Source organism: Thermomonas sp. (assembly GCF_023953935.1).
GTDB lineage: Bacteria > Pseudomonadota > Gammaproteobacteria > Xanthomonadales > Xanthomonadaceae > Thermomonas.
Window position 1 is genome coordinate 1 of the sequence record NZ_JAMLIW010000004.1, and the last position, 24827, is coordinate 24827.

14 protein-coding genes are annotated in these 24827 nt (G+C 68.6%); 10 read left to right on the top strand and 4 right to left on the bottom strand.

Annotated elements, in window-relative coordinates; all coding sequences use genetic code 11:
- The 7 genes from glyS to M9902_RS05610 all read left to right on the top strand — a co-directional run.
- The coding region (gene glyS / locus M9902_RS05580) for a glycine--tRNA ligase subunit beta (protein ID WP_297221506.1) at positions 1–1295 on the top strand (1295 nt) is incomplete at its 5' end.
- Positions 1296–1362: 67 nt separating this feature from the next.
- Positions 1363–3309, top strand: coding sequence for an autotransporter assembly complex family protein (locus M9902_RS05585; protein ID WP_297221507.1), 1947 nt, complete (start codon positions 1363–1365; stop codon positions 3307–3309).
- 52 nt (positions 3310–3361) lie between these two features.
- The gene (locus M9902_RS05590) at positions 3362–7174 is read left to right on the top strand and encodes a translocation/assembly module TamB domain-containing protein (protein WP_297221508.1); all 3813 of its coding nucleotides are present in this window, start codon (positions 3362–3364) and stop codon (positions 7172–7174) included.
- A gap of 33 nt (positions 7175–7207) precedes the next feature.
- A complete protein-coding gene (locus tag M9902_RS05595; RefSeq protein WP_297221509.1) occupies positions 7208–7780 on the top strand; it encodes an ECF-type sigma factor in 573 nt (190 codons plus the stop codon).
- Positions 7781–10447, top strand: a complete 2667-nt coding sequence (locus M9902_RS05600) for a serine/threonine-protein kinase (protein WP_297221510.1) — start codon at positions 7781–7783, stop codon at positions 10445–10447. It abuts the gene before it with no gap.
- A 45-nt stretch (positions 10448–10492) separates the two neighbouring features.
- A complete protein-coding gene (locus M9902_RS05605; protein ID WP_297172319.1) occupies positions 10493–11056 on the top strand; it encodes an ECF-type sigma factor in 564 nt (187 codons plus the stop codon).
- Positions 11057–13684, top strand: coding sequence for a serine/threonine-protein kinase (locus M9902_RS05610; protein ID WP_297221511.1), 2628 nt, complete (start codon positions 11057–11059; stop codon positions 13682–13684).
- A 46-nt stretch (positions 13685–13730) separates the two neighbouring features.
- Here the strand turns inward: M9902_RS05610 and M9902_RS05615 are convergent, their stop codons facing one another.
- Positions 13731–15065, bottom strand: a complete 1335-nt coding sequence (locus M9902_RS05615) for a sialidase family protein (RefSeq protein ID WP_297221512.1) — start codon at positions 15063–15065, stop codon at positions 13731–13733.
- Between the two features lie 213 nt (positions 15066–15278).
- Between M9902_RS05615 and M9902_RS05620 the strand changes: the two genes are divergently transcribed.
- The gene (locus tag M9902_RS05620; protein WP_297221513.1) at positions 15279–15827 is read left to right on the top strand and encodes an ECF-type sigma factor; all 549 of its coding nucleotides are present in this window, start codon (positions 15279–15281) and stop codon (positions 15825–15827) included.
- 90 nt (positions 15828–15917) lie between these two features.
- Here the strand turns inward: M9902_RS05620 and M9902_RS05625 are convergent, their stop codons facing one another.
- The gene (locus M9902_RS05625; RefSeq protein WP_297221514.1) at positions 15918–18002 is read right to left on the bottom strand and encodes a hypothetical protein; all 2085 of its coding nucleotides are present in this window, start codon (positions 18000–18002) and stop codon (positions 15918–15920) included.
- A 202-nt stretch (positions 18003–18204) separates the two neighbouring features.
- On the opposite strand from M9902_RS05625, the gene M9902_RS05630 reads away from it, so the two are divergent.
- Entirely contained in the window at positions 18205–21174 is a 2970-nt protein-coding gene (locus M9902_RS05630; RefSeq protein WP_297221515.1) for a serine/threonine-protein kinase, read from the top strand.
- A gap of 76 nt (positions 21175–21250) precedes the next feature.
- Here the strand turns inward: M9902_RS05630 and mnmG are convergent, their stop codons facing one another.
- Positions 21251–23140 carry a tRNA uridine-5-carboxymethylaminomethyl(34) synthesis enzyme MnmG gene (mnmG, locus tag M9902_RS05635; protein ID WP_297221516.1) on the bottom strand — a complete coding sequence of 630 codons (1890 nt, stop codon included), beginning with the start codon at positions 23138–23140 and terminating at the stop codon, positions 21251–21253.
- A gap of 2 nt (positions 23141–23142) precedes the next feature.
- Positions 23143–23325, bottom strand: a complete 183-nt coding sequence (locus tag M9902_RS05640) for a hypothetical protein (protein ID WP_297221517.1) — start codon at positions 23323–23325, stop codon at positions 23143–23145.
- A gap of 533 nt (positions 23326–23858) precedes the next feature.
- Between M9902_RS05640 and M9902_RS05645 the strand changes: the two genes are divergently transcribed.
- Complete coding sequence (locus M9902_RS05645) at positions 23859–24827, top strand: pyridoxal-phosphate dependent enzyme (RefSeq protein ID WP_297221518.1); 969 nt, start codon at positions 23859–23861, stop codon at positions 24825–24827.

Sequence of the window (24827 nt, forward strand, 5' to 3'; positions counted from 1 at the left end):
GCATCGCCAATATCGCATCCAGGGATCCGAACGAAATCCGCAAAGGCTACGAACGGGTGATCCGTCCGCGCTTTGCCGACGCCAAGTTCTTCTTCGACGAAGACCTGAAACAAGGTCTCGAAGCGATGGGCGCAGGCCTTGCGACGGTGACCTATCAGGCCAAGCTGGGCAGCGTGGAAAGAAAAGTGGCACGAGTCGTCGCACTCGCAGGAATAATCGCTGAACAGATTGGAGCCGATGTGAAGTCGGCCAAACGCGCCGCGCAGCTCGCCAAGAATGACCTGCAATCGCGCATGGTCAATGAATTCCCCGAACTGCAGGGCATCGCCGGCCGCTACTACGCGCAGCGTGCAGGGGAGCCGGACGATGTTGCGCTAGCTATCGACGAAGCCTACCGGCCGCGGTTTGCCATCGATGACATCGCCGCCTCAAGCGCGGGCAAGGTGCTGGCGATTGCCGAACGTCTCGATACTCTGGCGGGCGGCTTCGCTGCGGGCCTGAAGCCCACCGGCAACAAGGATCCGTTCGCGCTGCGCCGAAACGCACTGGGGTTGGCGAGGACGATTATCGAAAGTGGCTTTGAACTAAAGCTCCTCAGCCAACGCGACCCGCAAGACAGCTTATCTGGCGATGGACTGCTTCAGACTGCATATCGTCAAGCATTTAACGCGATGGCAAATGCAGCAATGCACGGCGTCAAGGTCGCTGCCGAACATGCAAAACATTCCGGTGTAAAGGTATCGGAGACTCAAGGTGTGGGCGTACCTTTGGACAAGAATGTCCCAGAGGACCTCTACACCTTCATCCTCGACCGCCTGCGCGGCTACTTCGCTGACCAGGGCGTGCCGGCCGCGCACTTCAACGCGGTGGCAGAGTTGAAGCCCGCCTCGCTCACCGATTTCGCCCGCCGCCTCGACGCCATCGGCACCTTCGCGCAGCTTCCGGAAGCCGCCGCGCTGGCCGCCGCCAACAAACGCATCGGCAATATCCTTAAAAAAGCCGACATCGACATCCCGCTGCAGGAAGACGCGGCCCTGCTGCGTGAACCGGCCGAGCTGGCATTGGCCGAAGCGGTGGAAGCGGCTTATGCCGAAACCGGCCCGGCGCTGGCGCAGGGCGACTACGTCACCGCACTGACCCGGCTGGCACAGCTGCGCGCGCCGGTGGATGCGTTCTTCGATGCGGTGATGGTCAATGCCGATGACCCGGCGATCCGCGCCAACCGCCTCGCCCTGCTGCAACGCCTCGCGCAGCGGCTGGGCAGCGTGGCGGCGATCGAGCATTTGTCGGGCTGACCCTGACGCGCGCCGACGTTCAGCATTGATCGTGCCGCCGGCGCCGATCGCCCGCTATCCTGCGCGCATGTCCCCCGCTGTTTTTCGCCTCGCCCTGGCCGGCGCCCTGTTGTTTGCCTGCACGCCGGCGCTGGCGGTTCGGGTGCAGCAGGTGCGGATCGAAGGCCTGCACGATCCGGCCATCGAGGCCAATGTCCGCAGCGCGCTGTCGCTTGAGGCTGAGCTCGACAAGGAGCTGCGGCCGCGCCGGCTGGCTTATCTGCTGCGCGTGGCGCAGGACGAAACCCGGACCGCACTGGAACCGTTCGGCTATTACACGCCGACGATCACGCTGACGCGCAGCGATCGCAGTGGCAGCGCATGGCCGGAACCCGATGCCGACGAGGACGACACGCCTGACGATGCAGCGACGACGGACGTCGCCAGCGGTGGCGAAAAATCCGCCAGCACGCTGGACGATGCCGATGCCGATTCGACCCGGGCTGATCCGACGGCGCGGGGCACCATCCGCGGTCGCGCCGATGCCCTGACCATCACCCTCACGATCACCCTGGGGCCACCGGTGCGGGTGCGCGGCTTCGATCTGGGCATCGATGGCGCGGCCAGCGCGGACGCTTCGGTTGCGGCAGCCGTTGCCCAATTCCAGCCGCGCGCGGGCGAGGTGTTGAATCACGCGCTCTACGAAGACGGCAAGGCGCGGATCGGTCGCGCATTGACCGAACATGGCTGGTTCGATGCCCGCATGGCCGAGCATCGCATCGAGGTGACGCGCGCGGCGCAGGCCGCCGACATCGCACTGCGCTGGAGCAGCGGCCAGCGCTACACCTTGGGGGACGTGCGCTTCAATCAAACCCCCGAACCGTTCCTGCGCGACGCCCTGCTGCACAAGCTGGTGCGCTGGCAGCCGGGTACGCCGTTTGACCAGGCCGAACTCGAGCGCCTGCGCAGCGCGCTGGTGGCGCTGGATTACTTCGCGCTGGTCGATGTGCAGGCCGCGCCGGAACAGGCGGTGGATCGCACTACGCCGGTGCTGGTCGAACTGACGCCGGCCAAGCGCAGCATCTACAGTCTCGGCCTGAGCTATGCCACCCTCGACGGCCCCGGCATCAGCGCCGGGGTTGAGCGTCGCTACCTCAATGCGCGCGGACACAAGGCGCTGGCGCAGATCGACTGGGCGCGCCTGCGCAAGACTGTCACCCTGCAATACCGGATCCCCGCCTTCGCCTGGCTGGACGGCTGGTACACCGCCAGCCTGCAGGCCAGCGACGAGCTGACCGATTACGTCAACAGCCGCCGCCTGGAACTGGTGGCCAGTCGCAGTGGGCAGGTCAACGATCACCTCAATGTGGTCGCCTCGCTGCACCTGCTGCGCGAGCGCTGGGCTTATCGCACGATCCTCAAACCCGTCGAAGAGTTCCGCTTTGCCAGCTTTCTGTTCCCGGCACTGCAAGCCGAATACATCGATGTTGATGATCGAATGGCACCACGCCGTGGCATGGGCGCGAGCCTGATCCTGCGCGGCGGCAAGGGTGGCAGCAGTGGCGACGCCAGCTTCGCCCAGCTTTACCTTTCCGGGCAATGGTTCCACGGCTTTGACGCCGACAGCCGCCTGATCGTGCGCGGCGAGCTCGGCCACACCTTCACCGACGATGTGCTCGATCTGCCGCCCAGCCTGCGTTTCTACGCCGGTGGCGACCGCAGCGTGCGCGGCTACGGCTGGCACGAGATCGGTCCGCGCATCGTCACCAGCGGCGGCGATTACTTCACCGGCGCGCCCAATCTGCTGACCGCCAGTCTCGAATACGAGCGCTATTTCAACGGTCCCTGGGGCGCGGCGGTGTTCGTCGATACCGGCAGCGCGTTCGAAGGGCGTCGCCCGGATCTGCACACCGGGATCGGGATCGGCCTGCGCTGGCGCTCGCCGGTCGGCCCGGTGCGGATCGATATCGCCCATGGCCTCAATGCACCCGATTCGCCGGTGACCTTGCACCTCAACATCGGAGCGGATCTGTGAGCCGGCACGCGCACGCCTCGCAGGTGGCGTGGCGTGTGGCGGAGGGTTCGCCATGAGCGCGCCGGAAGCGAAGCCGCTCCCGCTGAAGCGTCGCTGGCGGGCGCTGATCGTCGCGCTCGCCGCGCTGGTGTTGCTTATCGTCATGGCCCTGCTGTGGCTGCTGAACACCGACGGCGGCCGCGACTTCGCCCTGCGCCAGCTCGCCGCCCGCCTGCCGACTGGCAGCACGCTGCGCTGGAACAGCGCGCAGGGCCACCTGGCGGGCCCGCTGCGGCTGGCAGGCGTGCAATTCACCACGCCGGTGCAGCGCGACGAACATTGCCAGCCGACGCCCGCCTCACCCTGCGCCACCGGCACGCTGCGGCTGGATATCGCCGAGACCCGGCTCGATGCCGCGCTGCTGCCGCTGCTGGCGCGACGGCTGCGGCTGGACCAGCTGCTCGTGCGCGGCGCGCGCCTGGATCTGCCGCGCGACGACAGCGCGCTGGAATTGCCGGACTGGCCGGAGGTGCTGCCCAGGCTGGATCTGCCGATCGTGATCGAGGCCGATGCGCTGACCGTCGATGACGTTCAAATCCATCGCGAAGGCGAGGCGCTGATCGCCATCCGCAGCGTGCGCGGCGGCCTGCGCGTGGGCCGGGGCATGGCGCATCTCGAGCATCTGCGCGTGGACAGCGATCGCGGGCTGCTGAGCGTGCACGGTGATTACACGCCGCGTCGCAATTACCGCACCGAGCTGACCGCCAGCGCGCAGTTTCCGGCGCGGCTTGGTCGGCCCGCAGCGCATCTGGACCTCCGTGTTCGCGGCGATCTGTCGAAGCTGGAAGCCGCGGTCGATGGCCGCCTGCCGGAAGCCACGCATCTGCGGCTGACGCTGGGCGGCGACGCCGCGACGCCGCGCTGGCAGCTGGATGCCGACAGCGCCGGACTCGATCCTGATCTGCTTGCCGGCAACGGCAGCGGCACGCCGCTGCGTTTCACGCTGGCCGCCACCGGCGTGGGCGGGCAGGCGCAGCTGCACGGAGATTTCGCCAGCGGTGATTTCAAGGCACGCCTGCAAGCCTCCAGGTTGCGCCTGTCCGGTCAACGCATCGACCTGCAACCGCTGGTGGTGGATCTGCTGGATGGCCGCGTCACCGCGCAGGGGCATGTCGAACTGGCGGCATCCGATCAAGCCAGCGTCGATCTGGCGCTGGCGGCACGCGGGCTGCGCTGGGCGGATACCAACGGACAAACGGCAGTTGCCGGTGACGCCGACCTCAAACTTGCCGGACGCCTGGACCAGTGGACGCTGCGCGGACAGGCGCGCCTCACGCGTGGCAAGGAGCAAGCGACGCTCGATCTCGCCGGCAGCGGCGATCGCAACAGCGCCCGCATCGAACGACTGGATGCCGGCACCCGCGCCGGTCGGCTGTCGGCAAACGGCAGGCTGGCGTGGTCGCCTGCGTGGCAGTGGCAGGCCAAGGCCACGCTTGCCGATTTCGATCCCGGCAACTTCGCGCCCGATTGGCCGGGCGCGCTGCGCGGCACCATCGAAACCCAAGGCGAGCAAGGCAACGGCGCGCTGAGCGCCCGCTTCGATGCGCGCGATCTTGGCGGCCAGCTGCGCGGCCGGCCGCTGTCCGGGCATGCCATGCTCGCCATTGAGGGTGAACGCTATCGCGGCGACGTGGCGTTGGCGCTGGGTACAAGCCGGATCGAAGCGAAGGGGCAAATGGCCGCGACGCTGGAAGTCGATGCCAACTTCGCACCGCTGCAATTGGAAGACCTGCTCCCCGGCGCCAGCGGCCGCATCGACGGCCAGCTTGCGCTGCGCGGTCGCCGTGACGCGCCCGATCTGCGCGTGGATTTGAACGGCCAGAACCTCGTCTGGAAGGCGTATCGCGCCCGCCATCTGCACGCCCGCGGCCAGCTTCCGTGGGCGCAGGGTGAGGGCACGCTCAATCTGGACGCTGAGAACGTGCAGGCCGGGCTCGCGCTGGCATCGCTGCATGCCAACCTGCACGGCGCGCTTACCCGTCTGGGCCTTGTGCTCGACGCCCAAAGCGATGTCGGCACGCTGGCGCTGGCCGGCAGCGCAAGCAAGCAGGGCATGCGCTGGCAAGGACAACTCGCAAGTCTCGCATTCACCCCGGTGCAAGGCAGCGCGTGGGCCTTGCAAGCGCCCAGTGCGTGGTCCTGGGACGGCCAACGCGCCACCCTCGCCGACGCCTGCCTGCACGCCAGCCTCGGCGGCCGCCTGTGCGCCCGCGGTGGCTGGCCGGCGCCGGGCTTGACACTTGCAGGCAGCCAATTGCCGCTGGCGCTGGTCGCCGAGTTTCTGCCCAAGCGCGAGGATGGGCGCCCTTGGGTGCTGGTCGGAAACGTGGACCTGGAGGCGCGACTTGCGGTGGCGGGCTCAGGCTGGACTGCCGATGCCAGCCTGACCTCCGCCAGCGGTGGGCTGCGCGATCGCCAGCGCGCGCGCCGCGACCTGTTCGGCTATCGCGATCTCAAGCTGGATGTGCGCGCTAACCCGCAGCGCATCGAAAGCCACATCAACGCGGGCCTCTCCGGCGGCGGCAAGCTCGATGCCGAATTCGCCACCGGCTGGGAGGCCGCATCACCACTGACCGGCAGTCTGCGCGCCAACACCAAGGAACTGACCTGGCTGGAATTGCTGTCGCCCGATCTCGCCGAACCCGGCGGCGCGCTTTCGGTGGACGTGCAATTGGCTGGAACGCGCGGGCGCCCGCACCTTGCCGGCCGCGCGCAGCTGCAAGCTTTCAGTGCGGAACTGCCGGCGCTGGGCATCGGCATCGAGCAAGGCGAAATCGCCCTGAACGCCGACGCAGACGGCAGCGCCAGGATCACCGGCAGCGCCAGCACCGGCAAGGGCATCCTGCGCGTCGACGGCAGCCTGGGCTGGCTGGATGACACGACGCCGCTGCAACTGGCGATCAATGGCAGCGAGGTGTTGCTGGCCGACACCCGCCAGCTGCGCCTGCTGGCGTCGCCTGATCTCACCGCGCGCTGGCGCGCCGGCGCACCGATCGAACTGCGCGGCGACGTGCTCGTTCCCGAAGCCGATCTGCACCTCGAACGCCTGCAATCGGGCGTCTCGCCATCGCCCGACGTGGTGGTGCTGGATCCCGACAAGCCGGTCGCGGCAGCCACGCCCATCGCCGTCGACGTCGACCTTGGCCTGCGCGTCGGTGACAAGGTGCGCATCGACGGCTATGGCCTGGCCGGCAGCCTGACCGGCAGCCTGCGCGTGCGCCAGCCGCCGGGCGGCGACACCCGCGCCACCGGTGCGCTTGAGGTCGCTGGCCGCTATCGCGCCTATGGGCAGAACCTGCAGATCACCCGTGGCCGACTGGCGTGGTCGAACGCGGCGATCGGCAATCCGCAATTGGACATCCGCGCCGAGCGTCATGTCGGTGATGTGACCGCTGGCGTGGCGGTCACCGGCCGCGCCTCCAATCTGCAGGCCAGCGTGTATTCCAATCCGGCGATGAGCCAATCGGAAGCACTGGCCTACCTGACCCTGGGCCGGCCGTTGTCGACCCTGACCGGGCGCGAAGCCCAGCAACTCGGCGCCGCGCGCTCCGCCCTCAATGCCAGCGCCGGATTGCTGGCCGCCGAACTGGGCAACCGGATCGGTCTTGACGATGCCGGCGTCAGCCAGTCGCGCGCGCTCGGCGGCGAAGTGCTTGGCATCGGCAAATACCTGTCACCGCGCCTGTACGTCAGCTACGGCGTGGCCCTGCTCGGCACCGGGCAAGTCGTCACCCTCAAATATCTGCTGAAAAAAGGCTTCGACATCCAGATCGAATCCAGCAGCGTGCAAAACCGCGCCTCGATCAATTGGCGGATGGAAAGGTAGCCCCGCGCCGTGGCCGCATCGCAGAATGACGGCATGGATGCCGATGCCCAGCCCACCACCCTGACCGCCACCTCGTGGTTGGCTACCACGCCGGAGGCGAAGGCCGACGCTTTCCGCGAGGCCTATGCCACTGCTTACGCCGAGCTCAAGCGGATGGCGCGCGGGCAGTTGCGGCGGATGGGGCGCTGGTCGGAAACCACGGTGCTGGTCAACGAGGTCTACCTGAAGCTGTGCTCCGGACACTCGCCGATCCCAAGCGAGCACGGCCACCTGATGGCGCTGTCGGCCTGCGCCATGCGGCAGGTGCTGGTGGGCATGGCCCGCCATGCCAATGCCGACAAGCGCTCGGGCCAGGCGGTCACGTTGGACGACGTGCATGCCGATCCGGCGCAATCGGCGCGTTCCGCGGTCGACGTGCTGGCGCTGGATGCCGCGCTGGAGCGGCTGGCCGAGCTTGACCTGCGCAGCGCGCAGATGGTGGAGTTGCGCTATTTCGGCGGTTACACCGAAGCGGAAACCGCCGCCATCCTCGGCATCACCGACCGCACCTTGCGCCGCGATTGGCGACGCGCGCGCGCGTTTTTGCAGGCCGAGCTGGGTTCCTGAATGGCCTCGGATCCGTCACGCCGCGCCTTTGAACTGTTCAACGTGCTGGTGGAACTGCCCGAGCCGCAGCGCCGCGAGCGGCTGGCGGCGCTGCATGCGGAAGACGCCGCGCTGGCGGAGGCAATCGAACGGCTGCTGGCGGCCGACGTGGAAGCAGAGGCGGCCCCCGACGCACCGCCGCTGACCCGCTGGGCGTCCGAGCTGACGCCCGCTGCGCCCGCGCCAACAACCCTGGAAGCCGGCCAAACCCTGGGCCCGTGGCGGCTGCTGGCCCCGCTGGGTGAAGGCGGCATGGGTGTGGTCTGGTTGGGCGAGCGCCAGGGTGACGGTTTCGTGCAGCGCGCCGCGATCAAGCAATTGCACCTGGTCTCGAACCGCCGCGCCGCGCACGCACGCTTCCTGCGCGAACGCGGCATCCTCGCCCGGCTTGAGCATCCCAACATCGCCGGCCTGCTCGATGCCGGCGTGGGCGAAGATGGCTTGCCCTGGTTCGCGATGGCCCACGTCGAAGGCGCGCCCATCGATCGTTGGTGTGATGACCATCGGCTGGACGTTCGCGCCCGCGTGCAGCTGTTCCTGCAGGTGCTCGACGCGGTGCAGTACGCGCACCGCAATCTGGTCGTCCATCGCGACATCAAGCCGGCCAACGTGATGGTGGACGCGGGTGGCCACGTCAAATTGCTGGACTTCGGAATTGCCAAGCTGCTGGAGGAGGGCGTTGACGCCGGTCTCACCCGCGATGTGGCGATGACACCGCAGTTCGCCGCGCCCGAACAGCTGCTGGGTCAGGCCGTCACCACCGCCACCGACATCTACCAGCTCGGCCTGCTGCTGCACGCCCTGCTGGTGGGTGGCCACCCCTACGGCGTCACCGCGCGGACGCCGCTGGCAACGCTGGTCACCACCCTCGATCAGCCGCCGAAGACATTGGCAGCGACGGTCCGTGCAATGGACGCGGCGGCGCTGACCCAGCGCCACACCCGCCGCCACGAGCTGGTGCGCAAGGTAGCCGGCGATCTGTCCGCAGTCGTGTCCAGCTGCATCGCACGCGCCCCCGAAGCGCGTTACCCGAGCGTCGACCGTCTCGCGGACGACCTGCGCCGCTGGCTGGACGGCCAGCCGGTGTCGGTCCGCGCATCGTCACGCGGCTACCGCCTGCGGTTTTTCCTGCGCCGCCACCGCTGGGCGCTGACCAGCCTCGCCGCCGTGTTTTGCGCGCTGGCGGTCGGCCTCGGAGTCGCTCTCCACCAAGCCCAGCTGGCACACCAGCAAGCGCAGCAGGCACACACGCAGGCCGTGCGTGCGGAACAGGTCAAGGATCTGGCGCTGTCGGTGTTCCGCGAGGAAGATCCGCTGCTGCGCGAACTGGCCAACCAGCGCACGCCGGCCCAGGTCGTGGCCGCCGGCATCGCGGCGTTGGAACAGCAGGACGTCGACCCCGCGTTGCGCGGGGCGCTGCTCGACGACCTCGGCGAACTCCAGTCCAACCTCGGCGACCCGGCCGGCGCGCGCCGTTCACTGGAGCAGGCGTTGGCATTGCGCACGCGGCAATTCGGTGCCGACAGCGCCGAAGTCATGCAGACCGAGCGCAAGCTCGCGCTCGCGGCCCACCGCAGCCTCGACCTGCGCGCGGCGACGACGCACGCCCGGCGCGCAATCGCAATTGCGAAGCGGCGCGGCACCCCGCACGCCGTCGACGCGGCGCGGGCCCGGATCCTGCTCGCTCTGGTCCACTCCGGTGACAGCCAGCGCGACCAGGCCCTGGCCCTTGCCGCCAGCGGTATCCGCGACTTGGACGCGCAGCTGGGGGCGTCCGCCCCGGAAACGCTGGAAGCGCGCCTGCGCCACGCCCAGATCCTGACCCAGCTGCGCCGCGATCCCGAAGCCATCGCCGAGCTGCGCGACGTCATTTCCGCCATCGAAACGGCCAACGGCAAGGACTCCGCACGCTTGTTGTCCCCGCTCATCGCACTGGCTGGCGTGCAGCGGCAAGCGCAGCAGCTGGAGGCCGCCGGCGCGACCTATGCGCGCGTGGTCGCACTCGCGCAGCGCCACTTCCAGGGCAAGAACCGGCTGCTGGCCAGCGCGCTGTCCCGCTACGGGATGTTGCTGGTTGACATGGATCGGCTTCCCGAGGCCAAGGCGCTGCTGACCAAGGCCGAACTGGCCCTGCCGGAAGGCGAAACCCCGGAATTGGCGCAACTGCTGTCCAACCGCACCAAGCTGCACCTGCAGCTGGGCGAGGCGGACGCCGCCGAAGCCGTGGCCCAGCGCGCCTTCCGGCTGCGATTGCAGGGCGGTGGCGAGCATGATGGACAGACTTGGTACTACGCCAGCCAGTGGGGCAGCGCGCTGGCGCTGCAGGGCAAGCTGGGCGAAGCCGAGCGCGTGCAGCGCGATGCGCTGGCCAGGCTCGAAGCCCTCCTTGGCCGCAACGGCTACCAGAACGCGCTGATTCTGGATGCCCTGGCCGGCACCCTGCACCGGCAACAACGCTATGCCGAGGAGATCCCGCTGCGGCAGCGGGCGCTGGCGCTGACCGCCAGCAAGTATTCGACCGACCATCCGCTGTATCAGGGCCGGATGAAGGCCCTGCGTGAAATCGAGCAGGCCGTCACCCGCGGCGGTGCCCTGCGGCTGGTCGAGCAGGCGGCTGCCGGAGGCTGAAACCCGCCAGTGGCGCCGGCGCGGGACAAGCCCGACAATGCGCCGATGGATGATTGCGGCCAACCTGCCACCCTGACTGCGGCCTCGTGGCTGGCCAAGGCGCCGCCCGAACGCGCGGAGGCGTTTCGGCAGGCCTATGCAAGCGCCTACGCCGAGCTCAAGCGGCTTGCCCGCACCCAGCTGCGGCGCGTGGGTCGCTGGTCGGAGACCACGGTCCTGGTCAACGAGGTCTATCTGAAACTGTGCTCCGGCAACGTGCCCGCGCCCAGTGAGCACGGTCACCTGATGGCGCTGTCCGCCTGCGCCATGCGTTCGGTGCTGGTGGGCATGGCTCGACAGGCCAGCACCGCCAAGCGCGCCGGCCTGCACGTCACCCTTGATGACGTGCACGAGGACCGGGCGCACTCCGCGCTGGAAGTGCTGGCGCTGGACAGCGCGCTGGAGCGGCTGGCGGCGATCGACCTGCGCTGCGCGCAGATGGTGGAACTGCGCTATTTCGGCGGCTATTCGGAAACCGAGTCGGCGGCGATCCTGGGCGTCACCGAACGCACACTGCGGCGCGACTGGCTCCGCGCCCGCGCCTTCCTGCAGGTCGAGCTGGAGTCCTGAATGGCATCGGGCCCATCCAGCCGCGCCTTCGCCGAGTTCAGCGCGCTGATGGATTTGCCCGTGCGGGAACGGTTGCAGCGCTTGCAGACCCTGCGGCGCGAAGACGCGGCGCTGGCCGATGCGGTCGAAAGACTGCTGGCGGCGGCTGACGATCAGCCCGGCAGCGACGATTCCGGCGAACGGCTGGCGCGCTGGGCGGCGCATCTGTCCACCGAAGCGGGGGACGCGGATGCACTGGATGTTGGTCAGATGCTCGGGCCCTGGCGACTGCTGCGGCGGCTGGGCGAAGGCGGCATGGGCACGGTCTGGCTGGGCGAGCGGGAAGGGGATGGCTTCCGCCAGCAGGCGGCCATCAAGCTGATCACCCACGGGCTGGATTCTTCACTGGCACGCGCGCGCTTCCTGCGCGAACGCGGCATCCTGGCGCAGCTGGAACACCCCAACATCGCCAGCCTGCTCGACGGCGGCGTCAGCGCCGCCGGCCAGCCCTATTTCGCCATGGCCTACGTCGAAGGCGAGCCTATCGATGCCTGGTGCGATGGCCGGCGGCTGGGCGTGCGGGCCCGCGTGACGCTGTTCCTGCAGGTGCTCGACGCGGTGCAGTACGCGCACCGCAACCTGATCGTCCATCGTGACCTGAAGCCTTCCAACGTGCTGGTGGACGGCGACGGCCACGTGAAGCTGCTGGACTTTGGCATCGCCAAGCTGCTGGAGCCCGAAACTCGGTCCGATGTCACCCGCGAACTGGCCATGACGCCGCAGTTCGCGGCACCGGAGCAGTTGCGCCACCTGCCGGTGACGACCGCCACCGACGTCTATCAGCTTGGCTTGATGCTGCACCTCATCCTCACCGGCGACCATCCCTTCGGCGTGCGCGACGCCACCCCGGTGGGCGAATTGCTGCCACTGCTCGAAGCGCCGCCGCACAGCCTCGGGCAGGTGGCGCGGCAACTGTCCGAGGCCACCCTGGCGCAGCGCCAGAGCGGTCGCAAGGCGTTCGTCCACAGCGTCTCCGGCGACCTTTCCGCCATCGTCGCCACCTGCCTTGCGGTGGAACCGGAGCAACGCTATCCCAGCGTCGATGCGCTGGCCGGGGACCTGTGGCGCTGGCTGGACGGTCTGCCGGTGGGCGTGCGCGCGTCTTCGCGCAGCTACCGGCTGCGTTTCTTCGTGCGTCGCCACCGGTGGGCGCTGGCCTCACTGGCGGCGATCATTTGCGCGCTCGCCATCGGGCTGGGGGTCGCCCTGCAGCAGGCGCGGCAGGCGCGGCTGCAGGCGCAGCGCGCGCAGCAGGTCAAGGATCTGGTGCTGTCGGTGTTCCGCGAGGAGGACCCGTTGGCGCGCGGCACCGACAGCGCGCGTGCGCCGGCGCAGATTCTTGCCGACGGCATCCGCGGGCTGGACGCGCGACAGGGGGTCGAACCTGCGCTGCGCGCGGAGCTGCTGGATGATCTGGGCGAAATCCAGAGCAATCTCGGCGATCCCGCCCATGGTGTCATCACCCTGCAGCAGGCGCTCGCCCTGCGCACGCAGCTGTTCGGCCCCGCCAGCGCTCAGGCTGGACAGACCGAACGCAAGCTGAGCGAAGCCGCCTGGGCCGCCGGCAATCTGGAAACTGCCGAACGGCATGCGCGGCGGGCGCTGGCCGTCGCGACCGAGCTTGACGGCGGCCATGCGCCCGAAGCCGCCCGCGCACGGCTGGCGCTGGCGCAGGCCACCATCAATGGCCGACAGCGCGAGCAGGCGCTGCCGATGGCCGAACAAGCCATCGCCGACCTCGCCCTCCGCCTGGGGCGCGGTGCGCCGGAAACCACCGCGGCGATGCAGCAGCGCGCGCTGATGCTGTTGCAACTGCGGCGCGACGACGAAGCCATCCTCCAGCTCCGACAGATGGTCGCCACCATCGAAGCCGGCGCCGGCGTGCAGTCGCCTCGGCTGTTGCCGCCGCTGTCGCTGCTGGCAAGCGCGCTGCGCCAGAATCATCGTGCCGATGAAGCCGCCGCCGCATTCGAACGGGCCGAGGCCCTGGCACGCCGCTACTATCCCGAGCCCAGCGGAACGCTGGCCAACCTGCTGGCCCGCCACGGTGCGCTGATGCTGCAGCAGCGCAAATTGCCGCAGGCCAAGACGCTGTTCGACGCTGCCGCCCACGCGATGCCGGCGGGCAATGACGATGCGCTGTCCAAACTGCTGTTCGAGCGCGGCAAGCTGCACCTGATGCTGGGCGCGGGCGATGCCGCCGAAGCCGATCTGCGGCAGGCGTTCGAACTGCAGCGCAAGCTGTCCGGCGATGGCGATGGCAGTACCTGGTACTACGCCAGCGTCTGGGGCCAGGGGCTGGCGATGCAAAACCGGTTCGCCGAAGCCGAGCGGATCCAGCGCGATGCGATCACCCGCCTGCACGCCATCCTCGGCCCCGCCGCCTACCAGAATGCGCTGCTGCTGGATGCCCTGACCGACACCTTGATGCGTGCCGGTCGGCCGGTCGAGGCGCTGGCGACGATGCGCGAATCGCTGGCGCTCACCGCCAGCAAGTATTCGACCGACCATCCGCTGTATCAGGGCCGGATGAAAGCCCTGCATGAAATCGAGCAGGCTGCCGCCGCGCAGTCCGCAAGCCGCCGCTGAGCCGCTCCTCACAAGCACCCGACTGCCGCCTGGAGCGTGAAAGCCGTCAGCGCACGATCCGCGCGCCCTTCAAGCGCGCCACGCCACCTTCGCTATCGGTCCACACCAGCCAGGCCATGCCGTCGTCGGCCAGCAGCTTCGGGTAGCCGCTGGCCATCCCGCGCGCGCCCACTTTGGCCACTTCGATGGTTTGCAGCCGGCGCTGCAGATCCGGGCTGTAGCGCGCCACCATCAGCGTCTGCCCCTGCCCGTTCTCGCGCAGCCACGCCACCCACACCTGCTGGCCGTCGAAGGCGACCGCCGCGCGGCCCAGCACCGGCGCGCCCGCGTCCAGCTCCACCGGCGTCGAGAAGCTGTCGCCGGCGTCCGTGCTGCGCGCCAGCTGCAGCAGCGGTTTGTCGGTGCGCTCGCTGTACCAAACCACGATCACGGTGTTGCCTTGCGCGGCCAGCGCCGGGCCGGCCACCGGGCAGGCCTCGATCTTCCAGCCATCCGCATGGACGATTTTCGGCGCGCTCCAGGCGCCGTTCTCGAACCGCAGCGTGGCGATATCGCGGACGTTCTCCGCGCTGCGCGCGCGGTAGGCAAGCAGCGGGCCGCGCGGGGTCATCGCAGCGCTGATCTGGCAGCAGTCGCAGCTGTGCGGGTCGAGCACGACATCGGCGCCGCGGCGCAGGTTCATGTCGAAGCCGTTGACCCGCAACTGGGTGCTTTTGCCCGCGTCCTCCCCGCCATGCGCCATGCCGGCCATCGCGTGCGCGTCGGGCGCGTTGGCTTGTACGGCGGGCGCGGACTCCGGATGTTCCGTCGTGGCCGCATCGTCAACTGCACGCCCATCCAACCAGGCAATGCCGAGGCTGTCATCGCCGGTCGGCCACAGCGCCGCAAAGCCGTGTTCGGCCAGCGCCCGGTCATCGTTCACCCGGGTCATCTGCGCCCAGGTCATGCCGCCGTCGCGCGAACGCGCCAGCACCACGTCGGCATCGTGACCTGCGCCATCCGGCCGCGATTGCAGCCACTGCGCCCACAGCGCACCATCGCGCGTGGCCAGCAGGTGTGGGGCGTTGGCCCCGCTGGCAGAAAGCGAATTGCCGATCGCAATCGTGCGCGGCTGGCTCTGCCAGCCGTCCGCTTCGGTGTAGGAGGAAAACTGGAGCACGTTCCGACGCCCTTCGCGGCGGTTGATCCAGCTCAGCAGAATCCGCCCGTCCGGCGCACGCACCAGATCCGGGGCCATCGAGCCCACTTCGGCTGGGAGCACCCAGACCTGGGCCTGGAAATTCCCGCTGGCGGGCGGTGCGGCCGGCTTGCGCCCGCAGGCGGTCAGGGTCAGGGCCAGCGCGGCAGCGACAGCAAGCGGCACTGCGATGCGTGCGTGCATGAGACTATTCCGAAGGACACTTCCGGCATTGTCACCGGAAAACCGTTGTGCCGGAATCAACGCGCGGGCAAGGGCGGTGGTCTTTGCCGGTTTTTCGTTCATTCAAGGTTCTTGCCGGCAGGGCAACCATGGAAACTCGAATCTGAGCGCGGTTTGCAGAAGCGTTGCGGCAGGCCCCGCTCACCCGGACAATGCGCGGCAACGGAGGAAACGATGCCCGAATTGGCGGCGTTCTGGATGGCGGGCGTGCGGGCCGCGGACCCGGCGCGCTTCGATGCCGCGTTCGCCGGCGAATACGCGGCGCTCAAGCAGGCCGCGCGCGACCAGTTGCGCCGGTTCGGTGGGGATTTCGGCACCACCGCACTGGTCAATGAAACCTGGCTGAAGCTGCGCGCAGCGCGAAACTTCGACGCCAACGACCGCCGCCACTTCATCGCCCTGTCCGCCTGTGCCATGCGCCAAGTGCTGGTGGACCATGTGCGCAGCATGCACGCCGACAAGCGCGGGGCCGGGCAGCGGGCCGTCACCTTGACCCTGAGCCTGGCCGAGGGCGACAACCGCCCGCTGGACGCGCTGGAACTGGACAACCTGATCGATACCCTCGCCCGCGCCGATCAGCGCGCCGCCGAAGTCGTCACGCTGCACTGCTTCGGCGGTTACAACTTCGCTGAAATCGGCGAAGTCCTGGGCGTGAACGAACGCACGGTCCAGCGCGACTGGCGCAAGGCGCGCGCGTTCCTGCTCAGCCAGCTTGCCACCTGATTTGCGGGCGGCCAGCCCGGACGCGGCGCAATCGCAAAAAATCCGGGGCGGTTGCCCGCCCCGGATTCCTTCCCGCCCCAAACCGCGCGTTTACAGGTCGAAGCCGAAGCCGCCGCCGACGCTGCTCTCGCCGCTGGCGAAGCTGGCACCGAGCGAGAACGAGCCGCGGTCGCCGATGCGCCGGCCGTAGCCGATCGACACCGCGCCCTGGCCGCCCTGCGCGCCCACGCCAATGGCAATCCGGCCGCGCGGGCTGTTGCTCATCGCCGCGTTGACCGCCATCTGGGTCATCGCCGTACCCATCGCGCCGATCCGGTCGATGCGGGTATCGGTTTGCGCGAAGCGACGATCGACCTGCTGCTGGTACTGGGTGAAGGTATCGTTCCAGGCCGCGAAGCGCTGATCGGTGTAGGCATTGGCCGCGGTCAGGGTCTGCGCCGACTTGGTGTCGGTGTAGCTGTTGGCGGCGGTCAAGGTGGCGGCGTCGCCGGCCTGCATCTGGCCGAGGTTCACCGCATCCATGGCGTCGGTGCCATCGGCCACGTTCTTGATTTGAGTGCCGTTGGCGCCGTCCAGCGTCACGCTGCCATGGCTGGGGTCGTCGTACTGGATGCCACCCGCATTGGCGGTCATCCAGCCGTCGATGGCGGCCAGCGCTGCACCGACGTTGTTGTAGGCCACGCCCTGGATGGTGTAGCTGGGCGCAGTGAACACTCCGCTGGACCAAGCCGCGCCGCCACCCAAGGCTGCCGCGAACGGTGCCAGATCCCAGACCGGAATCCCGGCGATGGCGGCGTTGAGCTGGCCGAGGTTGACCGCATCGGTGTCATCCACGCCCGCAGCGACGTGGATCAGGCGAGCGTTGCGGTCGCTGCCGTAGGCGACGCCGCTGTTGTCCAGGTCCGTTGCCGAATGGCCAAACGACACCACGCCTTCCACGCCAGCCACTGCCTGATAGCCGATGGCGGTGCTGTAATCTGCTTCCGCTCGCGAGCTGTTGCCAAACACGCTGCTTCTAAAGCCGATGGCGATGTTGTAATTGCCCAAGGCGCTGCTCTGAGCCCCTTGGGCGGAGTTTTGGTAGCCAAATGCGCTGCTGCCATCGCCGCTGGCTTTGTTGCCAAAGCCGAACGCGCTGCTGTGCCAAGCGCTGGCCTTGTTCTGTACGCCCACCGCGCTGCTGTTCCAATCGCTGGCCTTGTTCTGTGCGCCCACCGCGCTGCTGTTCAGGCCGCTGGCCTCGTTCTGTGACCCCACTGCGTTGCTGTTCAGCCCGCTGGCGGCATTGCTTTGCCCGAAGGCGCTGCTGCCTTCACCATCGGCATGGTTTTCGAAGCCCATCGCGCTGCTGAGGTTGCCGAAGGCCGAGTTGTTGTAGCCAAACGCGCTGCTCAAATCTCCTGCTGACTTGTTCCAGAAGCCCATCGCGCTGCTCTGAAGCCCGAAGGCGGTATTGCTTCGGCCAAAGGCGCTGCTGTCATCGCCGCTGGCCTCGTTCTGTGAGCCCACCGCGCTGCTGTTCAGACCACTGGCGAGATTGCTTCGGCCAAAGGCGCTGCTGCCTTCACCATCGGCATTGTTTTCGAAGCCCATCGCGCTGCTGTCCAGACCGTTGGCGTTATTGTTTCGGCCTACGGCGCTGCTGTCATCGCCGTAGGCCCCGTTCCGAAAGCCCATCGCACTGCTGTTGGAGCCCTTAGCTACGTTGAGCGTGCCAAAGGCGCTGCTGAATAGGCCGGCGGCCAGGTTATAGAATCCAAACGCATCGCTGTATAGGCCGGTGGCGTCGTTAAGGGATCCAAACGCATTGCTGTATTGGTCGCTGGCCAGGTTATCGTATCCGAACGCATTGCTGCCGTAGCCGGTGGCGTAGTTGTATGCGCCAAAGGCGCTGCTGAAGGTGTCCACAGCGGAGTTGCTCAAACCAAACGCATTGCTACTTGAGCCGCTGGCGTTGTTGTTGTATCCGTAAGCCGATGCGTTTACAGCGCAAGTCGCGTTGTCGGTGCCGTGTTCATTGCCCTGATCGGTGGACGGTGCCGGCACGATGGGATCGCCGTTGGCGTCCACGCAGACCGGATCGGCGGCAAATGCCGGCAGCGCCAGCGCTGACAGCAGGGCCAGGGTGAGCAGGGAGAGCACCGGCGAGCGGCGGCGGGTCGTGGTGGTGTGCATGGTGTCAGGTTCCTTGGGAAGGGGGATGCAGGCCCCGCTTGTGGGTGGCCTTGTCCCTTCATTCGGAAAAACCCGGCCCAACCCGACACGGCATTGAAATCTGCCGTCCCGGTCCGCCGCCGCATTTGCCGGGTGCCGGGCGGGGCCGCACAATTCGCCCGTGGGGAATGCGGGCCGGCCCGGCGCTGCACCTGGAGGGCGCATGGCATCCGACGAGCATCTGCGGCGTGCGCTGGAGCTGTTTGATGCCGCGCTGGAACAACCCGAGCCGCAGCGCGAGGCGTGGCTGCATGCGCAGTGCGCGGGCGATGCGGCGCTGCTGGCGCAGGTGCGCGCGCTGCTGGCGGCCGATGCGCACGACAGCGCAGCCGACCTGTGCCTGAACCCGCTGGCTGCCGTCAGCGCCGAGGCCGCCACCACGGCGCCAGCGGAGGCGCTGCTGGGTGAGCGCATCGGCGCCTGGCGGATCACCGGCGTGCTTGGGCGCGGCGGCATGGGCGCGGTGTACGCGGTGGAGCGCGCCGACGGCCAGTTTGCCCAGCAGGCCGCGCTCAAGCGGGTGCGCTTCGGGCTGGATTCTCCTGCCGCCCGCGACCGTTTCCTGCGCGAACGCCAGATCCTCGCCGGATTGCACCACCCCGGCATCGCCCGCCTGCTGGACGGCGGCACCGACGCCCACAACGCGCCGTATTTCGTGATGGAACGGGTGGACGGGGAGCCCATCGACCGTTGGTGCGACGCCCGTCGGCTGAGCCTGCGCGCGCGCGTCACGCTGTTTTTGCAGGTGCTCGACGCGGTGGCTTACGCCCACCGCAACCTGGTGGTGCACCGCGACCTCAAACCGTCCAACCTGCTGGTGGATGCCCAGGGCCGGGCGCGGCTGCTGGATTTCGGCATTGCGCGGCTTTGCGACGGTGAAACCGGCAGCGCCACCGGCACCCTGGACCGCGTGCTGACCCCGGAATTTGCCGCCCCCGAGCAGATCCTGGGCGATGCCGTGGGCACGGCCACCGACATCTACCAGCTCGGCCTGCTGCTGTTTCGCCTGCTCACCGGAGCCCATCCGCACGGAATCACCGCCCAGACCACCCTGCGTCGCCAGTTGGAGCTGCTGGGCGTTGACGCCGGGCGTGCGTCCAGCGCGGTGCTCAAGGCCGATCAGGCCCAGGCGCTGGCACGGCGCGCCTCTCCGGATCAGCTTGCGCGCCAGCTGCGCGGCGATCTTGACGTCATCCTCGCCAAGGCCATGCAGCGCGAGCCGGAGGCCCGCTACGCCGACGTGGCCAGCCTGCGCGAGGATCTTGCCGCCTGGCTGGACGGCCGGCCGGTAGCGGCGCGCGCGCCGAGCTTCCGCTACCGCGCCGGGCGCTTCGTGCGGCGCAATCGTTGGACGGTGGCCGGCGGCGTCTTCACCCTGTGCGTGATCCTGATCGGCAGCGGCGTATCGCTGTGGCAGGCGCGGCAGGCCAAGCGCGAAGCAGCGCGTGCCGATGCGGTCAGCGCCTATCTGGCCGGCATTTTCACCAGCATCGACCCCGAGCACGGCTGGAACCGCAACGTGGGCGTGCGCGATTTGCTCGACGACGGCGCGCGCCGGCTCGATGCCGGGGCATTGGCCGACCAGCCGGCCGCCGAGGCCCGCCTGCGCGGCACCCTGGCGCAGACCTACGCCGCGCTGGGTGACTATGCCGCGGCGCGGATACAGGTGAACAAGGCGCTGAGCCTGAGCACCCACGACCCGCAGGCCACGGTGCAGCTGCGCATCCAGCAGGCCGAATTGCAGCAGCTTGCCGGCGAATACCGCAGCGCCGCGGCCAATTTGGCCGCCCTGGAGGCCGAATTGACCGCGCACGGCACGGCCCACGCCGACGCGCTGGATCTGGTGCACGGCAAGCAGGCGGATCTGGCCGAGCAGATGGAAGACCTTCCGCGCGCGCTGCGGCTGGGGGAGGCGGTGTACCGATCCGCCCTGACCCGGCACGGGGCTTCCGATGCCCGCACCCAGGCCTACCAGCAAACCTACGCGCTGCTTCTGGGCAGCGCCGGCAAAACCGGCGCGGCGGTGCAGCTGCAGCGCGCCTTGCTGGCCACCCAGCGCACACTGCCGGCGCTGCCCAAGGCCACCCTGGCCACGACCTTGCACAACCTGGCCACCTTGACCAACGACGATGGTCATCCGGCCGAGGCGATCGCGTATGCCGACGAAGCGCTGCGGCTGCGGCAGGCGGCTCTGCCCGCGCAGCACCCGCTGATTGCCCGCAGCCTGGCCTATCTGGCCTATCTGCAGGGGCAGGCCAACCGGCGTGAACCCGCGTTGCGCAATTTCGCCAGTGCGGTGGCGTTGCTGGACACGCCGGCGCATCCGGACGACGAGCTGCTGGCCAATACCCACAACAACTGGGCGGTGACCTGCTACCAATTCAGCGACCTGACCTGCGCACGTACCCATCTGGACGCCGCCATCACGCTGTGGAGCCGGCTGCTGCCGGCCGACCACAGCGACCTGCTCTCCGCGCGCAACAACCTGGCCGCCGTGTTGAATGAAACCGGCGCGCTGGCCGAAGCCGAAGGGCAGATCCGCCAGATCATCGCGGCGCGGCGGGCCAAGCACAGCCGCGCCCTGGACGATGCGCTGGGGCTGGCGGCCGGTTACAACATGCTGACCGTCAACCTGTCCAGCCAGAATCGTCCGCTGCAAGCGCTGGAAGCCGCCCAACAGGCGCTGGCCAGTCTGCAAGACGCCGGTGTCAGCGATCAGGCCGCGCTGGGTTCGGCCTGGAACAGCATCGCGTTTGCCGAATGGCGCATGGGCCGCTGCGTGGACAGCCTCGAACATGCGCGCCGGGCCATCGAGATGTTTGAACAGGCCGGCGCCCACGACCGGCTGCCGTCGGCACAGCTGAACCTGGCGCGCTGCCTCGTGCGCGACTCGGCCACCGCGCGGGCGGGCATTGCGCAGGCCGAAGCGGTGCGCAAGGCGGTGCCCGCCGGCTCGAACACCGGGCAGCAGGCACGCGCCGCGCAGGCCGAAGGCTGGCTGGTCCTGGGCCAGCGCAAGAATGCCAATGCCCTGGCCGATGCATTGATTGCCGAGCTCATCGCCAGCGGCAAACCGCAGTCGCGCACCATCGTGCGAATGCAGGCAGTGCGCTCGGGTCGGCTGGCGCAGTAGCCGATGGCAAGCCGCGGGATGAAGCCGCGGAAAATCCGGGGCGATCGCCCGGTTGCGGGTGGCGGAAGGGGGCGGTTTACGCCGCGCGTTCGCGCCGCGCGCGCTCCAGATGCACCAGCAGCAGCGAGATCGCTGCCGGGGTGACACCGGGGATGCGGCCGGCCTGGCCCACGGTTTGCGGGCGCACGCGCTCGAATTTCTGCTGCACTTCGGCCGACAGCCCGCGCACCCGCGCGTAATCGAAATCACCGGGAATCGCGGTGGTTTCGTTGCGCTGCTGGCGGGCGATTTCCTCGCGCTGGCGGTTCAGGTAGCCGGCGTATTTGGTTTCGATCTCGATCTGCTCGATCACCTTGGCATCGTCCACGCCGGGGCCGAGTGCGGGGATTTGCATCAATCCGGCGTAGTCGATCTCGGGCCGCCGCAGCAGGTCCAGCGCGCTGTTTTCGCGCGTCAGTTCCACGCCCAGCTGGCGCGCGAAGGCCGCGCCCAGCGCGTTATTCGGCGCCGCCCACAAGCTCGACAACCGCGCGGTCTCGGCTTCGACCGCATCGCGCTTGCGACTAAAGGCCTGCCAGCGCGCATCGTCCACCAGGCCCAGTTCACGCCCGATCGGCGTGAGGCGCGCGTCGGCATTGTCCTCGCGCAGCTGCAGCCGGTATTCGGCGCGGCTGGTGAACATGCGATACGGCTCGCTGGTGCCGTGGGTGATCAGGTCGTCGACCAGGACGCCCAGATAGGCCTGGTCGCGACGCAGCGTGCACGCTTCCTGTTCGCGCACGAAGCGCGCGGCGTTGACGCCCGCCAGCAGGCCCTGCGCGGCGGCTTCTTCATAGCCGGTGGTGCCGTTGATCTGGCCGGCGAAGAACAGCCCGGCCACCGCCTTGGTTTCCAGCGAGGCCTTCAGCCCGCGCGGATCGAAGAAGTCGTATTCGATGGCATAGCCGGGGCGGGTGATGTGGGCGTGTTCGAAGCCTTCGATGCTGCGCACCAGCGCCAGCTGCACGTCGAACGGCAGCGAGCTGGAAATGCCGTTGGGGTAGATCTCGGTGACGTGCAGGCCTTCGGGTTCGACGAAAATCTGGTGCGCGGTTTTCTCCGCGAAGCGCACCACCTTGTCCTCGATCGAGGGGCAGTAGCGCGGGCCGATGCCTTCGATCTGCCCGGAATACAGCGGACTGCGGTGCAAGGAGGCGCGGATGATTTCGTGCGTGCGCTCGTTGGTGTGGGCGATCCAGCAGTTCACCTGCGCCGGCTGGTCGGCGTGGCTGCCGAGAAACGAGAACACCGGGCGCGGGTCATCGCCGGGCTGCACGTCCATTTTCGAGTAGTCCAGACTGCGCCCGTCGATGCGCGGCGGGGTGCCGGTCTTGAGCCGATCGACCACGAAGCGGCCGTCGCGCAACTTGTGCGCCAGCGCGGTCGAAGGCGGCTCGCCCATGCGCCCGGCGGCGTACCGGGTTTCCCCGATGTGGATCTTGCCGGCGAGGAAGGTGCCGGCGGTGAGCACCACGGCGGGGGCTTCAAAGCGCAAGCCGGTGTTGGTGACCGCGCCGCGCACGGCATCGCTTTCGATGACGAGATCGTCGACCGAGGCCTGGAATACCGAGAGGTTTTCCTGCGCTTCCACCGCCGTGCGGATGAAGGCGCGGTACAGACTGCGGTCGGCCTGGCAGCGGGTGGCGCGCACCGCTGGCCCCTTCGAGCCATTGAGCGTGCGCCACTGGATGCCGGCGGCGTCGGCGGCCTTGGCCATGATTCCGCCCAGCGCGTCGATTTCCTTGACCAGATGGCCCTTGCCGATCCCGCCGATGGCCGGGTTGCAGCTCATCGCGCCCACGGTTTCGATGCTGTGGGTGAGCAGCAGGGTGCGCGCACCGCTGCGCGCGGAGGCGAGCGCCGCTTCGGTGCCGGCGTGGCCGCCGCCGATCACGATCACGTCGAAGTTGTGGAAAGAATCGCGCATCGTCATTCTCCTGCAGGCGGCCACTTGCGCGCACCAGGCTCGCCATTCCATGGCTCGTCAGGTGCGCCGGCCTCCGCCATCCATGGCTCCGGCGCGTATCGCCGCACGAAGCTTCGCTTCGTCAGCGCGGCGCTACGCCCGCCGCCGATCACGATCACGTCGAAGTTGTGGAAATTCTGGCGCATCGGATCTGCTCGCCGATCTGTTTGATTGACAGCGTGACGCAATCCGCTGCGGTCATGTGGTTGCAGTCACAGTTCGCGAACCCAAGCCGGCAACCGGGCAATTTTCGCACGCGGTTGGCACGCTTCCTGCTGCTGTACTGGCAGCGCTCGACGTGGCACACCGCAAGGTGATGGTCGGACTGAACAGGGGCCGATCCTGCGCACGCCGAGAAAGCGACGAGGGCCGGTTGTCGGGGGACAGCCGGCCCTCTTTTTTGTTCCCACTGCCTGCGCCGAGCGCTGCGGCGATGAGTGCCGGTGCCCGCAGGACGTGCGGAACAGGGGGGATCCGGGAAGTCCCGCCAGGCACCGGCGCGGCTAGATTACATCTTTGGGCGCCGATGTGACGCCGTTCGTCAGGTTTCCGACAAGCTGCGGTTCAGACTGTGACCGAGGTCCGGTTTCCGTGCCCGTTTCGCCTTTGGAACACATCCGAAGGCCCGGTTTGGTGACGGAAAAGTCGCCGCCGCGAGGTGACGCGCTAGCATTCACCGATGCATCCTGCCGATCGCCCACTCGATCCTGCCAGCGTGTTCAACGCGGCGGCGCGGCTGTCGCCACATGCGCAAGTCACGCCCGTCCTGACCGCGCGCTCGCTCGACGCCGAGGCAGGCGCGACGCTTCACTTCAAGGCCGAACACCTGCAACGCAGCGGCGCGTTCAAGTTCCGTGGCGCCTGCAATGCCGTGTTCGCGCTCGCCGAAAGCGAAGCCGCGCGCGGCGTCGTCACGCACTCCTCCGGCAACCACGGCGCGGCGCTGGCGCTGGCGGCGCGATTGCGCGGGATTCCCTGCCATGTGGTGGTGCCGAATGGTGCGGTGGAGGCCAAGGTCGAGGCCATCGCGCGACAGGGCGCCATCCTGCATCGCTGCGCGCCAACGATTGCTGCCCGCGAAGCCGGCTGTGCACAGGTGCAGGCCGGCACCGGCGCCACCGTCATCCATCCCTACACCCACCCCGACGTGATCGCCGGGCAAGGCACCGCCGCGCTGGAACTGCTGACTGCGCACCCGGACCTCGACGCGCTGGTGGTGCCACTGGGCGGCGGCGGCCTGGCCACCGGCACTGCGCTGGCGATCCGGGCGCTGCAACGCGACTGCGCGCTGTATCTGGCCGAACCGACCGGCGCAGCCGACGGCGCGCGTTCGCTGGCCACCGGCCGACTCGATCACGATTTCGTTCCGGACACCGTCTGCGACGGCCTGCGCGGCGCGCTGGGCGCGATCAACTTCGGGCACCTGTCTGCGTTCGGCGCGCAGGTGCTGACGGTGGACGATGCCGACACCCTGGCCGCGCAGCGCCTGCTGCTGCAACGCATGAAGCAACTGGTCGAACCTTCCTCGGCGATCGCCTTGGCCGCCGTGCTCACCCACCGCGAAACGTTCGCCGGCCGCCGCGTCGGCATCGTGCTGAGCGGCGGCAATGTCGATCTGGCGGGGCTGGCGGGGATCCTGAGAGGCTGA